Annotated in this window: 12 protein-coding genes; 6 read left to right on the forward strand and 6 right to left on the reverse strand. The window is 39.5% G+C overall.

The features are described 5' to 3' along the window. Positions 1 to 157: 157 nt before the first annotated feature. Positions 158 to 1,474: an NCS2 family permease gene (locus BKG94_RS01870; RefSeq protein WP_077433667.1), complete on the reverse strand. Its 1,317-nt coding sequence runs from the start codon at positions 1,472 to 1,474 to the stop codon at positions 158 to 160. 174 nt (positions 1,475 to 1,648) lie between these two features. Between BKG94_RS01870 and BKG94_RS01875 the strand changes: the two genes are divergently transcribed. Next, positions 1,649 to 2,179: an inorganic diphosphatase gene (locus BKG94_RS01875; protein ID WP_005695476.1), complete on the forward strand. Its 531-nt coding sequence runs from the start codon at positions 1,649 to 1,651 to the stop codon at positions 2,177 to 2,179. 107 nt (positions 2,180 to 2,286) lie between these two features. Here BKG94_RS01875 and BKG94_RS01880 read toward each other — a convergent pair whose 3' ends face one another. After that, positions 2,287 to 3,765 (reverse strand): aldehyde dehydrogenase family protein, encoded by a 1,479-nt coding sequence (locus tag BKG94_RS01880; protein WP_077433669.1) that lies wholly within the window; start codon positions 3,763 to 3,765, stop codon positions 2,287 to 2,289. Positions 3,766 to 4,076: 311 nt separating this feature from the next. Here BKG94_RS01880 and galE point away from each other — a divergent pair, with 311 nt between their 5' ends. The 5 genes from galE to trhP all read left to right on the forward strand — a co-directional run bounded on the left by galE (position 4,077) and on the right by trhP (position 10,830). Continuing rightward, complete coding sequence (gene galE, locus BKG94_RS01885) at positions 4,077 to 5,093, forward strand: UDP-glucose 4-epimerase GalE (protein WP_077433671.1); 1,017 nt, start codon at positions 4,077 to 4,079, stop codon at positions 5,091 to 5,093. A gap of 80 nt (positions 5,094 to 5,173) precedes the next feature. Then, complete coding sequence (locus tag BKG94_RS01890; protein ID WP_143538886.1) at positions 5,174 to 6,439, forward strand: MFS transporter; 1,266 nt, start codon at positions 5,174 to 5,176, stop codon at positions 6,437 to 6,439. A 102-nt stretch (positions 6,440 to 6,541) separates the two neighbouring features. Then, complete coding sequence (gene adk / locus BKG94_RS01895; RefSeq protein ID WP_077421098.1) at positions 6,542 to 7,186, forward strand: adenylate kinase; 645 nt, start codon at positions 6,542 to 6,544, stop codon at positions 7,184 to 7,186. Positions 7,187 to 7,267: 81 nt separating this feature from the next. Next, positions 7,268 to 9,283, forward strand: a complete 2,016-nt coding sequence (locus BKG94_RS01900; RefSeq protein ID WP_077434104.1) for a hypothetical protein — start codon at positions 7,268 to 7,270, stop codon at positions 9,281 to 9,283. Positions 9,284 to 9,450: 167 nt separating this feature from the next. Then, positions 9,451 to 10,830, forward strand: coding sequence for a prephenate-dependent tRNA uridine(34) hydroxylase TrhP (gene trhP, locus BKG94_RS01905; protein ID WP_077433673.1), 1,380 nt, complete (start codon positions 9,451 to 9,453; stop codon positions 10,828 to 10,830). A 285-nt stretch (positions 10,831 to 11,115) separates the two neighbouring features. On the opposite strand, the gene BKG94_RS01910 is transcribed toward trhP, so the two are convergent. The 4 genes from BKG94_RS01910 to fabD all read right to left on the reverse strand — a co-directional run bounded on the left by BKG94_RS01910 (position 11,116) and on the right by fabD (position 15,170). Further along, positions 11,116 to 12,786, reverse strand: coding sequence for an anaerobic C4-dicarboxylate transporter (locus BKG94_RS01910; RefSeq protein ID WP_077433675.1), 1,671 nt, complete (start codon positions 12,784 to 12,786; stop codon positions 11,116 to 11,118). 212 nt (positions 12,787 to 12,998) lie between these two features. Further along, entirely contained in the window at positions 12,999 to 13,229 is a 231-nt protein-coding gene (gene acpP / locus BKG94_RS01915) for an acyl carrier protein (protein ID WP_005544465.1), read from the reverse strand. Between the two features lie 259 nt (positions 13,230 to 13,488). Continuing rightward, positions 13,489 to 14,217, reverse strand: a complete 729-nt coding sequence (gene fabG, locus BKG94_RS01920; protein ID WP_077433677.1) for a 3-oxoacyl-ACP reductase FabG — start codon at positions 14,215 to 14,217, stop codon at positions 13,489 to 13,491. Positions 14,218 to 14,231: 14 nt separating this feature from the next. After that, positions 14,232 to 15,170, reverse strand: coding sequence for an ACP S-malonyltransferase (fabD, locus tag BKG94_RS01925; RefSeq protein WP_077433679.1), 939 nt, complete (start codon positions 15,168 to 15,170; stop codon positions 14,232 to 14,234). Between the last annotated feature and the right edge of the window lie 106 nt (positions 15,171 to 15,276).

Consider the following 15,276-nt stretch of genomic DNA (forward strand, 5'->3'; position numbering starts at 1 on the left):
TTTTCCTTACTCATAAAAGCCTGAAATTCTACCATTGAATAAGAAGAAGGACTAGGAAAAGGAAAGAAAAAGTCAGATAAAAATAAAATCACAGCAAAAAATAACCGCACTTTCAAAGTGCGGTTAAAAAATTAGCTGATGCTTTGAGATGAGAAAATTAAATTGCCCAACCACCAGCATAGAAAGCAACTAATGCCACTGCGATTAATATTGTACCGATATTGAGGCGTTTAATATCACCGCTCACAATACGACCAATCACTAACGCCGCAAAACCAAGCATAATGCCGGTGACAATGTTAGCGGTGAGTACAATAAATACCGCACAGATTAATCCACTCATTGCGCCGACAAAATTATCAAAATCCAATTTGCTCACATTGCTTAACATTAATAATCCCACATACATGAGTGCCGGTGCGGTGGCATATCCCGGAACTAAAAATGCAAGAGGTTGGAAGAAAAGCATAAATAAAAACAATATCCCCACAACGACAGCAGTAATCCCTGTTTTCCCCCCGGCTGCGGTGCCGGCTGCCGATTCAATATAAACGGCTGCAGGTGCTGTACCGAATAATCCTGAGAATAAGCTACTGACGGAATCAGAGGTTAAGGCTTTGCCCCCATTGATGATTTGTCCGTCTTTATCCAATAAATTCGCTTGCCCTGCAACGGCTCGGATTGTCCCTGTTGCATCAAAGACGGCAGTCATCACTAAAGCAAAAACCACAGGTAAAATCGCCGGCTGTAATGCCCCTTGTACATCTAATTGTAAAAATAAGGAGTTTTCACCAAAAGTAGGCATTTTGAAAATTTCACCGTTGAATTTGACATTGGGATCAAAAACGAGACCAATAATCGTAATGGTAATAATCACCCATAAAATCCCGCCTTTGACTTGCATTTTTTCTAAGCCAACGATAAAGGCTAAACCAATTAACGACATCATAACCGGGAATGAGGTGAAATCGCCCAATTTAACGGGTAAACCGGCTTGATTGCCCACCACTAATCCAATGCCATTCGCTGCGATTAAAAGTAAGAATAAACCGATACCGATACCAGCACCATGAGCAATACTGGAAGGTAGATTGCGTAAAATCCAAGCACGAATACCTGTTGCAGAAATAAGAGTAAAGGCTACCCCCATTAAGAATACCGCCCCCAACGCAACAGGAATAGAAACCCCTTGACCGATCACCAAACTAAATGCGGTAAATGCTGTCAGGGAAATAGCACAACCGATCGCCATTGGGGCATTAGCCCACAAGCCGATTAAAATCGACCCCATACCTGCTACCAAACATGTGGCAATAAAAACGGATTCGGCAGGGAAACCCGCAGCGCCGAGCATATTGGGCACCACAATCACAGAATATACCATCGCAAGAAATGTGGTTAAACCTGCAATAATTTCTTGACGAATGGTTGAACCCCGTTTTTGCAGTTCAAAGATTTTTTCTAAATTAGACATGTTGCCTCTAAGGTAAGTTGGAATGAAAGGCGATTATTTTACCGAAACAGGATAAGATGTAAACGTTTGCGTGGGTAAAGTGCGGTTGTTTTTGAATAAAATTTAGAGCGACAACATCACTTAAAAACTGCTATACTCTTGTCGTTTTTTAACTCAATTAAATAAGGAAAGACAATGGCTGATTTTAATCAAATTTTAACTCCGGGTGATGTGGATGCAGGGATCATCAACGTGGTAAACGAAATTCCGGAAGGTAGCTGCCATAAAATTGAATGGAACCGTAAGGTCGCAGCATTCCAATTAGATCGTGTTGAACCGGCAATTTTTGCCAAACCGACAAATTATGGCTTTATTCCACAAACCTTAGATGAAGATGGGGATGAATTAGATGTGTTATTACTGACCCGTCAACCGCTTGCAACAGGTGTATTCCTTGAAGCCAAAGTCATTGGCGTGATGAAATTTGTGGATGATGGCGAAGTGGACGATAAAATTGTTTGCGTACCGGCAGATGATCGTGACACTGGCAATGCTTACAACAGCCTTGCAGATGTGCCGGCTCAATTAATTAAACAAATTGAATTCCATTTCAACAATTATAAAGCCTTGAAAAAACCGGGTAGCACAAAAGTGACACACTGGGGCGATGTTGAAGAAGCAAAAGAAGTAATTCGTGAATCAATTAAACGTTGGAATGAACGTTAATTTCTAAAATTTTGATAAAAGGGCTGGCTCAGGAAATATCGGAGTCAGCCCTTGAGATAGAGAATTTACTCTTGGGGCAGTTTAGATACTGCCCTTTTTATTGACAATTAATACATACCCTCACGTTCTTCACGTGTGCTGATGTAAATATTTTTCACTTGAGTATAAGCATCCAACATCATTTTATGGGTTTCACGACCGATACCGGATTGTTTATATCCTCCGAACGGTGCACCTGCCGGCAAACGGTTATAACAGTTCACCCAAACCCGTCCGGTTTCAAGTGCGCGGGAAACCCGTAGGCAACGATTGATATTTTCGCTCCATACCCCGCCACCTAAGCCGTATTCGCTGTCATTGGCCATTTTAATGACTTCCTCTTCGGTTTTAAATTTAATGACAGTAGCAACAGGACCAAAAATTTCTTCCTGTGCAATTTGTGCTTCATTATTCGGAGCTTCAATCAATGTTGGAGCTAAAAACTCGCCCTTATCCAAGCCAGTCTCTTGTAAACGTTTCCCACCAGTAATGATACGACAACCTTCTTGTTCTCCAATTTTGACATATTTCAAGATCGTTTCTAATTGACCGGCATTCACTTGTGCCCCCATTTGGGTATCATCTTCCCAAGGCAAGCCAACTTTGACTTTCTTAAACTCTTCAGCTAATGCGGCGACGAATTTATCATAAATGCCCTCTTGAACAAAAATTCTAGAACCGGCACAACAGACCTGACCTTGATTGAATAAAATCCCTTTTTGTGCCCCTTCTAATGCTTTATCAAACGGCATATCATCAAAGAAAATATTAGCTGATTTACCGCCTAACTCAAGGGTTGCCGGAATGAGCATCTCCGCAGCAGCCACCGCAACATTACGCCCAATAGCCGTTGAACCGGTGAAGGCTAATTTACTAAACCCTTTGTGATGCAACATATATTCTCCGGATTTACTGCCTCGTCCGGTAATCACATTGAGCACACCTTTCGGTAACAAATGATTAATTTTTTGAGCAAGAGATAATAAACTCAACGAAGTCGTACTAGACGGATGAATGACGATCGTACAACCGGCTGCCAACGCAGGGGCAATTTTCCAAGCCGCCATTAAAAATGGGAAATTCCACGGAATAATTTGTCCCACAACACCAATAGGCTCACGTAGTACCACAGATAAATCTTCGCCATCCAGTTGATTTGCCGAACCTTCTTCCGAACGAATTACACCGGCAAAATAACGGAAATGATCCGCAGCTAATGGAATATCTGCCGCTCTCGTTTCACGAATCGGTTTGCCGTTATCCAAGGTTTCTTGTAAGGCAAATAATTCTGCATTTTCATCAATCACATCAGCAATTTTATTCAATATCGCAGCCCGTTCGGTCACGGTTGTATGTCGCCAAGTTTTGAATGCCTGCTGTGCCGCAGCAACAGCGGCATCAACATCTGCATCCGTCGCATCAACAAATTTCGCGAGCTCTTCCCCGTTTGCAGGATTATGAGAGGCAAGTAGTTCGCCCCCCATTTTCCATTCACCGTTAATTAATAAACCGTACTCTTGATCAAAAACATTGAGATTTTTTGCCATATGCTACTCCTTTGATTGTCATTGTTAGCAGACTGTTTTTCTACTCTTTGTCTAGAAACGATTAGATTACCGATATTCACCGATAAAGTTAATTTAAAACAGTATAGCCACTCACTTTGCTATTTCAAGCCAAAGTGTTTAAATATGACTAAAATGTTATAAATTTGTGACAGAGTTCAAATTTTGCGTTACGACAGTAAGAGAGAGTGAGGAATCTCTAGAAAAAAGTGCGAATCAAAATAGATCCGTTTTTTGAGATGAAATAATGCTATAATCAGTAACTATTCCAAGTCTATGAAAAGGAGTCGAAAATGGCAATTTTAGTCACCGGGGGAGCCGGATATATCGGTTCGCACACGGTTGTCGAACTATTAAATGCAGGCAAAGAAGTGGTTGTATTAGATAATCTTTGCAATTCATCGCCTAAATCCCTTGAACGCGTAAAACAAATCACCGGTAAAACCGTCAAGTTTTATGAAGGCGATATTTTAGATCGAGCATTACTGCAGAAAATCTTTGCTGAAAATACCATTCATTCTGTCATTCACTTCGCAGGCTTAAAGGCGGTGGGTGAAAGCGTACAAAAACCGGCGGAATATTATATGAACAATGTAGCCGGTACACTGGTATTGTTGCAAGAAATGAAAAAAGCGAAAGTATGGAATTTTGTCTTCAGCTCTTCTGCAACCGTCTATGGTGACCCTAAAATTATTCCAATTACGGAAGATTGCGAGGTGGGCGGCACAACCAATCCTTACGGCACATCAAAATATATGGTGGAGCAAATTTTGCGTGATGTGGCAAAAGCCGAGCCGCAATTCAGTATGACGATTTTACGCTACTTTAATCCGGTAGGCGCACATTCAAGCGGTTTGATTGGTGAAGATCCAAACGGCATTCCGAACAATTTATTGCCTTATATTAGCCAAGTAGCGATTGGTAAACTGGCACAACTTTCTGTTTTCGGTAGTGATTATGACACGCACGATGGCACAGGCGTGCGTGATTACATTCACGTGGTAGATTTAGCCATTGGGCATTTAAAAGCCCTTCAGCGTCATGAAGATGATGCGGGTTTACACATTTATAATCTCGGCACCGGGCAAGGCTATTCGGTGTTAGATATGGTGAAAGCCTTTGAAAACGCCAACAATATTGAAATTTCTTATAAACTGGTGGATCGCCGTCCGGGTGATATTGCCACTTGCTACTCTGATCCAAGCTTGGCGGCAAAAGAACTAGGCTGGACAGCAGAACGTAATCTGGAGCAAATGATGAAGGATACGTGGAATTGGCAAAAAAACAATCCGCAAGGATACAAAGACTAATTTTCCCGAAAATATCCTTTGTGGTGGCACGGGATCAATGCTCGTGTCACTAAAATATGACTAAAATTGACCGCACTTTTATGCCAAACTCGCTTTTTTCCCAAATTTTTACACGTAAGATGCTGATTTGCGTGTTCACCGGTTTTAGCTCCGGTTTGCCTTTATTCGTCTTATTACAAATGTTACCGGTTTGGCTGACAGATAAAAAACTTTCTGTGGAATTAATCGGGGCGGTGACCGGTGTCATGTTGCCTTATGGATTAAAATTTTTATGGGCGCCCTTATTAGATCGCTATTTCCCGAGCTTTTTAGGTCGCCGCCGAAGTTGGCTTCTGATTTCTCAAGTGATCTTATTGATTTTACTTTATATTATTAGCCTTTTTGATCCTCTCTCACAGTTAAGCCTTGTTGCCAATATTGCATTATTAATTGCATTTTTTTCCGCGACACAGGATATTGTACTCGATGCTTATCGCCGTGAAATTTTAAGTGATCACGAACTTGGCTTAGGCAACACCATTCACATTAATGCCTATCGTATTGCAGGTTTAATTCCGGGAGGGCTTTCCCTTTATCTTGCCACGATTTATCCTTGGGAAACGGTTTTTTTATGGACCGCACTTTGTATGTTGGCAGGCATTTTTATGACCTTATTTCTCGCTAAAGAACCCAAGATTGCTACGCCACAACACAATCAGCCTTTTTATCAAGCCTTTTGGATCCCACTGCAAGAATTTTTCCAACGTAAAGGTGTCGCACAAGCCATCGGTTTTTTACTGTTTTTATTTTTATATAAATTTGGTGATTCCTTTGCCACCACACTTCAAACCAAATTTATTTATGATATGGGATTTGGTAAAGAAGACATTGCACTGGTGGTGAAAAGCACCTCCCTCTGGGCAAGCATTTTATCCGGGCTGGCAGGCGGGGTGATAATGTTAAAACTAGGGATTAACCGTGCCTTATGGTTATTCGGTTTGGTTCAAATGGTGACGATTGGCGGTTTTATTTGGTTGGCAAAATTTGGCCATTTTGACATCATCACCTCCACCGAATTATGGCGATTAGGCATTGTTATCGCTGCGGAATACATTGGCGTGGGGCTTGGTACGGCGGCTTTTGTTGCCTTTATGGCACGTGAAACGAACCCGCTTTATACTGCCACCCAATTGGCACTTTTTACTAGCCTTTCCGCTTTACCCAGCAAAGGGTTAGGCATGCTTTCCGGCTATGTAGTGGGGGCTGTAGGCTATTATGATTATTTTTGGCTATGTTTATTTTTAGCCCTTCCAGGGATGATGTGCTTATATTGGGTCGCTCCTTGGAACGAGAAAAAATCCGCATAGTGGAAAAGTGCGCTCAAAAAGATAAAAAATTTGACCGCACTTCGCTTTATCAGTATCTTACCCAGGTTTATTTACATTGATTGATTTAATTGGAGATTTTTTATGAAAATTATTCTTTTAGGCGCACCGGGCGCAGGAAAAGGAACACAAGCACAGTTTATAATGAAAAAATTCGGTATTCCGCAAATTTCAACCGGTGATATGTTCCGTGCGGCAATTAAAGCTGGCACTGAACTGGGTAAACAGGCTAAAGCGTTAATGGATGAAGGCAAATTAGTACCGGATGAATTAACCGTAGCATTGGTAAAAGATCGTATCGCCCAACCGGATTGTGCAAACGGTTTCTTGCTAGACGGTTTCCCTCGCACCATTCCACAAGCAGATGCCTTGAAAGAATCAGGTGTGAAAATTGATTATGTGTTAGAGTTTGATGTGCCTGATGAGGTGATTGTTGAGCGTATGAGCGGTCGCCGTGTGCACCAAGCCTCTGGGCGTTCTTACCACATTGTTTACAATCCGCCGAAAGTGGAAGGCAAAGACGATATTACCGGTGAAGATCTCATTATCCGTGCCGATGATAAACCGGAAACCGTGTTAGATCGTTTAGCGGTTTATCACAAACAAACCCAACCGTTAGTGGATTATTATCAAGCTGAGGCAAAAGCGGGTAACACCCAATATTTCCGCTTAGACGGCACACAAAAAGTGGAAGCAGTGAGCCAAGAATTGGATAAAATTTTAGGCTAGAAATTCCCAAAATCCGACCGCACTTTAATGAAAAGTGCGGTCATTTTCTTGCTTGTTTTCAATATTGACTTTGGGGGAAATATGAGTAAAAGAAAAAAAATCACCTTAAGCCTCGCAACGATACTCGTTATCGCCGGCGCGGGTGCACAAATTTATACTAATCATAAAGTGGATCAGGTATTACAAAAATTCCCTTATTCTTTGGATAACCAAGCAATATTACAGATTACTGAAAGTAATAAAAACTTTTTTAGCCGAGATTTAATATTCAGTGTAAAAGATAATGATGAACAAAATGCTGAGATTATTTCCACTAAATTGACGACTTTACCTTTTTTTATTACAGCGGAATCCAAATTTTCTGATCAGTTTGTGAGAAGATTAAATAAAGATTTAAATATTACAATTGATAAAAATACGATTAATAGTAAATTTTCACCGGTAGGCGATTATTTACAATCCAATATTTTGACGGAATTTCGGGATTTTGCCAATAAACCGCAACAGATGACACTTTCATTAAATTTCTCGAACGAGCGGGACATTGAATTAAAAGGTGATTTGACCGGTTTTAACTATGATAACGAGAGTAAATTAAAAAATGTAGAGGGGAAGGTTTATTTTACCTCTTTAAGTACAAGTAAATATGATTTAACCAATATTGAATTAACCGCAGAAAATGCCGAATTAGCCTTATTAAATGGTGAAAATACACGTTTACAATTAAAAAACGCCACCTATAAATTTAATAAAAAGAAAGAAGATAATACGGAAAAACGTGATTTAATCACAAGGCTAAGTAGTGATATTTTACGTATTTCCAATAAAAATCGCACCACAGAAGAAAGCCAAACGATATTTGGCGGTTTAAATATCACGTTGAATCAACAAGGTGTACCAAGTGCGGTTAATTTTTATAATGAATTTAAAAAACTGAGCTCAGGCGAGCAAAATATTAAAAACGGGATAGAATTATTTATTTCTCTATTAACAAAAAATGATTATTTTGATGGCAAGATTTCCGTTATTTCAGTTAATGCGCCGAAAAACCAAAAAGCTTATTTTAATTTACAAAATGGAAACATGACATTGAAGTTAGAAAATAAGGATCTCACTAAAGGCAATATCGATTTCCAACTCTTGGTGGAGAGCGTAAAGCAAACACCGGAAGATGACGCTCAAAAATGGGATGCGAAAGATGGGAAACTCCGTGTCCAAGTGAAAAATTATAATATTGAGAATGAGTTAGCCTTTATTCCGTTCTTTTTGGAAACGCTCACGATAAAATCCCCTCCCCTTAAAGATAATAAAGATTTTCTTAATTTAAAAGAAAAATGGGTGAAAGAGTTTAGGGAAAATTCGACCATTGACTTTTCATTAGGCAGCTTAAATCTATTTGAAAATAAAGTCACAGAGCTCACACTTAATAATCAATATGAATCGTTAGAAAATGATCAATATAATGAAATGTTTACGCTAAATGCCAAGAAAATGAGTGTGCCGGAACAAGGTATGCAAATTGAAGATTTGTCGATTTCGATTCCTCTAAAAGGCAATAACCATCGAGCATATTTGTCCTCGACATTTTGTTTAGGCGCCTATGATAGGCTTTGCCAAGCTTATTTGACACCCTCAACGCAAGAAAGATATTTGAACAACGTATGGCTGGATCTTGATTTTATTTTGGATAACGCCAATGTGAGTTTTAATCTCAACACATTGCCTGAAACCAAAGCCTATTCGGTAAAATTTGAAGCCAATGGAATGATGACTAAAGCACCGGAAGAGGTGAAATCATCTCAGGGTTGGTCTTTCCTAGATAGAGTTGACGGTTTACTAACGGTTTCCTTTGATAAAAGATTAGTTGAAATTCCCGATGAGAAAACAAGTAAGATTAAAGAACAAAGTGCATTCTGGCGTATGATTCAAAGTGAAATTAAACCCTATGATACCGCTCTCTCTCCTTTTGTCGAAGAAGGTGAAAACTATGTGGCCAAGTTTGAAAAAAATGACAATGGCTATTTCATCAACGGCAAATCCTTTGAGGAGATAGAACAAGAACTTTTGATAGACGAAGAAAGTTCATCAGAGAAGTAATAAAAATGCCCACAGTATCGTGGGTATTTTTTATCGCTAATGAAAACACCCCAAAATTTGACCGCACTTTATCCTTTACAAATAGTGAAATAGACCTAAAATACGGGCTTTTAACACGACTTGCCTACGGGCAGGTTACTGACTTGAAATCAGAAAAAGAGTAGATTATGACAACCTCATTTAAGCCCGAATTACTTTCTCCTGCCGGATCTCTAAAAAATATGCGCTATGCCTTTGCCTATGGGGCAGATGCCGTCTATGCCGGTCAGCCCCGTTACAGCTTACGTGTGCGTAACAATGAATTTAATCATGCAAATTTAAAAATCGGCATTGATGAAGCCCACGCCCTGGGTAAAAAATTCTATGTGGTGGTGAATATTGCACCGCATAATTCTAAACTGAAAACCTTTATTAAAGATTTGCAACCTGTCATTGATATGGGACCGGATGCGTTGATTATGTCCGATCCCGGTTTGATTATGCTGGTGCGTGAACATTTCCCTGGCATTGATATTCATCTTTCCGTACAAGCTAACGCCGTAAACTGGGCGACGGTGAAGTTTTGGAAGCAAATGGGGCTAACCCGCGTCATTTTATCCCGTGAGCTTTCTTTAGATGAAATTGCCGAAATTCGCCAGCAAGTACCGGACATTGAACTCGAAATTTTTGTGCATGGTGCGTTATGTATGGCATATTCCGGTCGTTGTTTGCTTTCAGGTTACATTAATAAACGCGATCCCAATCAAGGCACTTGCACCAATGCCTGCCGATGGGAATATAAAATGGAGGAAGGCACGACCGATGAGGTCGGCAATATCGTACCAAAGATTGATCCTCGCCAACAAATTGAAGTCAAAAACGTTGCCCCAACGCTCGGTGAAGGAACAGTGACAGATAAAGTATTTCTCTATACAGAATCACAAAAACCGGATGAACAAATGACAGCTTTTGAAGACGAGCACGGCACTTATTTTATGAATTCAAAAGACTTGCGTGCAGTACAACATGTGGAAAAATTGACCGCACTTGGCGTACATTCTCTAAAAATTGAAGGTCGAACCAAGTCCTTTTATTATTGTGCCCGTACTGCGCAAGTCTATCGAAAAGCCATTGATGATGCGGCGGCAGGCAAACCTTTTGATGAAAGTTTAATGGATACCTTAGAATCTCTCGCCCACCGAGGCTATACCGAAGGATTCCTACGTCGCCACACCCATGATGAATATCAAAATTATGAATACGGCTATTCTATTTCCGAGCGTCAACAATTTGTCGGTGAGTTTACCGGAAAACGTAACGAGCAAGGCATGGCAGAAGTCGCGGTAAAAAATAAATTTTTACTTGGCGATGATGTAGAAATGATGACACCACAAGGTAATATCAATTTCAAAATTGAGAAAATGCTAAATCGAAAAAATGAATCAGTGGAAGCAGCATTAGGTGACGGACATTTCGTATTCTTAGATGTGCCACGAGATGTTAATTTAGAATACGCACTCTTGATGCGTAATTTAGTGAATGCAAATACGCGTAATCCGCACAATTAATTGTTAAATAAATGTTGCATTTATTTTAAATATTGTTACAATTCATTCCCATACCTGATTTGTTAATTCAACAACTCATAGTATGACTCCAAATACTTTGCCCTTTCAAATTTTTGAAAGGGCTTTTTTTATCCATTGCTTACTGAGAAACGAGAAATACCGTTAATAATTTGAACATAAAAATCATCGATTTTTTAACCGCACTTTAATAACAAAATTGAAATAACTTAGAAAAACAAAAAGGCTATTCTTTCGAATAGCCTTTGTTAATTTCAGTTAATACAATTATAAATAACCAAATAAACCTGTGAAAATGTAACCAAAGATACAGGAAGTAATTACCCCGATTAAACCCGGTAAAATAAAGCTATGGTTAATCACAAATTTACCAATACGGGTAGTACCGGAACGGTCAAATTGAATTGCCGCTAAATCGCTTGGGTAAGTCGGTAAAATATAGTAACCATAACATGCCGAAGCAAAAGCAAGAATAATTGCAGGATCAACACCGATACCTAGCGCAAGCGGGACAAAGGCGACTAATGCTGCCGCTTGAGAATTTACAAATTTAGAAATTAATAACAACATTACGGCATAAGTCCAAGGATAGGTTTTAACCACATCACCCAATGTTGCTTTCATCATTGGCGTATGGACAGTAAACATCGTTTCAGCCATCCAAGAAATACCAAATACTGCAACTAGCGCAATCATACCGGAACGGAAAATCTCATTTTTACTGATTTTACTTGGTTCTGTTTTGGTAAAGATAACAATGAGCGCACCGGCTAATAACATAAAAATTTGAATAACATGAACCATACTAATGTTAACTTTTTTAGTCATGCTATCTTTTAAAACAATTGTGGCATTATCAATTGTTTCGGCTTTATCCGCAGTATGGATAACAACAGAATTGTTGTCTTGTGAAGATATAGTTTGAGCCAGTTCGCCTTTCTCATTGTAAATTTCAACATGGCTATAAGTCGTTTTGGCTTTTGCCTTGTTGTCTTTAACATCAAGTGCCACTATACCGTCTTGTGCGGTAGCAACAATTTTCCCCTCTTTTACATTAAAGCTTTTTACTGTTTTATCGTAGGAAACAACTTCAAGAACTTGTGCCGGAACTGATTTGTCAAATGCGGGACGCAATTCTTTAAAATAACCGAGTAATGCAACAACTAAAATTGCACCAAAGAAAATCCACATTGCATTCCAACTGGATTGTGGCAATTTTTTATCAAGTAATGAGGTACTATCACCATAAACATATTGTTTGAAAGTAGGATCTTGTAATTTCGCTTGAAATTCAGCATCTTTATCTAAATCTTTACCACGAAACCAACTAAAAATACCGATAGCCAAGACTCCGCAAAGAGTTGATGGAACAGTGATTTTTAATAAATCCAAATAACCATCAAAACCCGCTAGTGGTGTTTTTGCATTAACCAAAAACGCAGTTAATGTGACAACCGCAACAGAAACCGGTGAGGCAATAATTCCCATTTGAGAAGCAATGGAACTCGCTGCCATCGGACGCTCAGGACGAATACCATTTTTAATCGCAATATCATAAATAATTGGTAGCATGGTATAAACCACATGCCCAGTACCACAAAGAATCGTTAAGAAACAAGTCACAAACGGAGCAAGAATACTGACATATTTTGGATTTTTACGGAGCATTTTCTCCGCAATTTGTAGCATGACATCTAAGCCACCACTCGCTTGTAACGTCGCAGAGGTAACGACTACCGCAAGAATTGTTAACATGACATCAATTGCCGGTTTACCCGGTTCAATACCAAAACCGAATACCAACACAATTAATCCCACACCACCTAACATACCCAATGCAATACCCCCCTTCCTTGCACCATAAAACAAACAGATTAGTACAATAGCGAGTTGAATAACAAATTGAGAGCCTTCACCCAAGTTAGTCAGAAAGTTCATAGATACTCCAATAAATTTAAAATACGAACTAAAAAATCCAGTAAATACTAACACAAAGGATTACCACAAATTAAGTAGTATTCAATAACTTATTGTTCTATATCAATCAAAGAAAGTATTAATGAAATAAATTATTAAAAATAAAGTGCGGTCTATTTGAAAGGAAATTCTAGATAAAAAATTAGGCGACCAAAGGATCGCCCAACTTGAAATTATTGATTGTTTTGAACGTAGTCAATCGCAGATTGAACAGTTGTGATTTTTTCAGCTTCTTCATCCGGAATTTCAATATCGAATTCTTCTTCTAAAGCCATGACCAATTCAACTGTATCTAAAGAGTCCGCACCTAAATCTTCAACGAAAGAAGCTTCAGGTTTCACGTCTTCTTCTTTGACACCTAATTGTTCAACGATGATTTTTTTTACGCGTTCTTCAATGCTCATTTGTTTTTCCTATGTTGTTATAACTCATTGCTGAGCGGTTAGTGTATGAATTTTTAATACTCTTGCAATCTTTTCATAAGTGGTCACACCACAAAAGCGCAATCAAAATACATACAGAGAAAATAACGATATACCTTTTACACACTCAAGGTATTACCAAATTATGTTGCGAGGCTGATTTTAACATTATCTAAAATCTTTGGCTATGATTTTATAAGTCGAAATCGCCTAACAAAAAATAACTGTTCCCATCAAGGGGTTAGCTCATATATAAACCGCCATTTACGTGCAATGTGGTACCCGTAATATAAGAAGCATCATCTGAAGCGAGGAAAGCAACTGCCTTTGCAATATCTTTTGCTTCACCTAAATGACCTGCCGGTACATTAGCAAGGATCCCTGCTTTTTGCTCATCAGTTAATACATCTGTCATATCTGTTGCAATAAATCCCGGTGCCACCACATTCACAGTAATACCGCGAGAAGCCACTTCTTTCGCTAATGCCTTCGAGAAACCAATCACACCCGCTTTAGCCGCACAATAATTAGTCTGACCCGGATTCCCCGTTGAACCCACCACAGAACCGATATTAATGATACGCCCGAAACGTTTCTTCATCATAGAACGCAACATCGCTTTAGAAAGATGATATACCGAGCTTAAATTGGTTTGCATAATGTCAAACCATTCATCATCTTTCATACGCATGAGTAAATTATCACGCGTAATACCGGCATTGTTTACTAAAATATCAATATCACCAAAATCATTTTTGATTTGTTCTAATGCAGTTTCAATAGAGGCTTTATCTGTTACATTCAATACTAAACCTTTGCCTTTTTCACCTAAATAGGCAGAAATCGCCTCTGCGCCTTTTTCAGAAGTCGCCGTACCGATAACAAATGCGCCTTTTGATACCAATTCTTCTGCAATGGCACGACCAATTCCACGTGTCGCACCTGTAACTAAAGCAATTTTATTTTGCATTTTTTCTTCCTTTATTACGCTAAAAATTCTTCAACGCTATTGAGTGAGGCAAGGTCATTCACTGACATTGCTTGCAAATCTCCTACAATACGTTTCGTTAAACCGTTCAATACTTTGCCCGGACCAATTTCAACCAAAACCTGAACTCCATCTTGCGCCATTTTTTCTACGGTTTCCGTCCAACGTACCGGGCTATAAAGTTGACGAATAAGGGCTACACGAATGGTAGTAGCTTCCGATTCTGTTGCAACATCAACGTTATTAATTACTGCAACTGTTGGTTCGTTCACCGCGATCGTTTCCAAGGTAACAGATAATTGATCCGAAGCCGGTTTCATCAATGCGCAGTGTGATGGCACACTCACCGTTAATGGCAATGCACGTTTTGCTCCTGCCTCTTTACATAAAGCAGCCGCACGCTCCACCGCAGCTTTTGCACCGGCAATTACGACCTGCCCCGGTGAGTTAAAATTCACAGCAGACACCACTTCGCCTTCTTCAGCTTGTTTACAAGCATTGATAATCGCTTCATTGTCCAAACCAATGATCGCATACATTGCTCCGGTTCCTTCAGGCACAGCTTGTTGCATTAATTTTCCCCGCAATTCCACTAATTTAATCGCATCTTGGAAATCTAACGCTCCTGAACAGACTAAAGCCGAGTACTCACCCAAACTATGACCAGCCATCACTTCCGGTTTTAAATGAGGATATTTTTCTTGCCATACCCGATAGATCGCAACAGAGGCAGCCAAAAGTGCCGGCTGGGTTTGCCATGTTTTATTCAGTTCTTCAGCTGGGCCTTGCTGCACAAGTTGCCACAAATCATAACCCAGTGCTTCAGAGGCCTGTTTAAATGTCTCCAACACCACAGGATAGGCGGTGGCAAGTTCGCTTAACATTCCTACGGTTTGTGAACCCTGTCCAGGAAATACCATTGCAAATTTTTTCATTTTTTTCCTACTTTTATTTTTAATTGAAATATTTCTTTAATAAAAACCGGTATCCACGATGGTACATATTAAAAAGTGCGGTCAAATTTAACCGCACTTTCCAATA

The organism is Rodentibacter ratti, assembly GCF_002000485.1.
Classification (GTDB): Bacteria; Pseudomonadota; Gammaproteobacteria; order Enterobacterales; family Pasteurellaceae; genus Rodentibacter; species Rodentibacter ratti.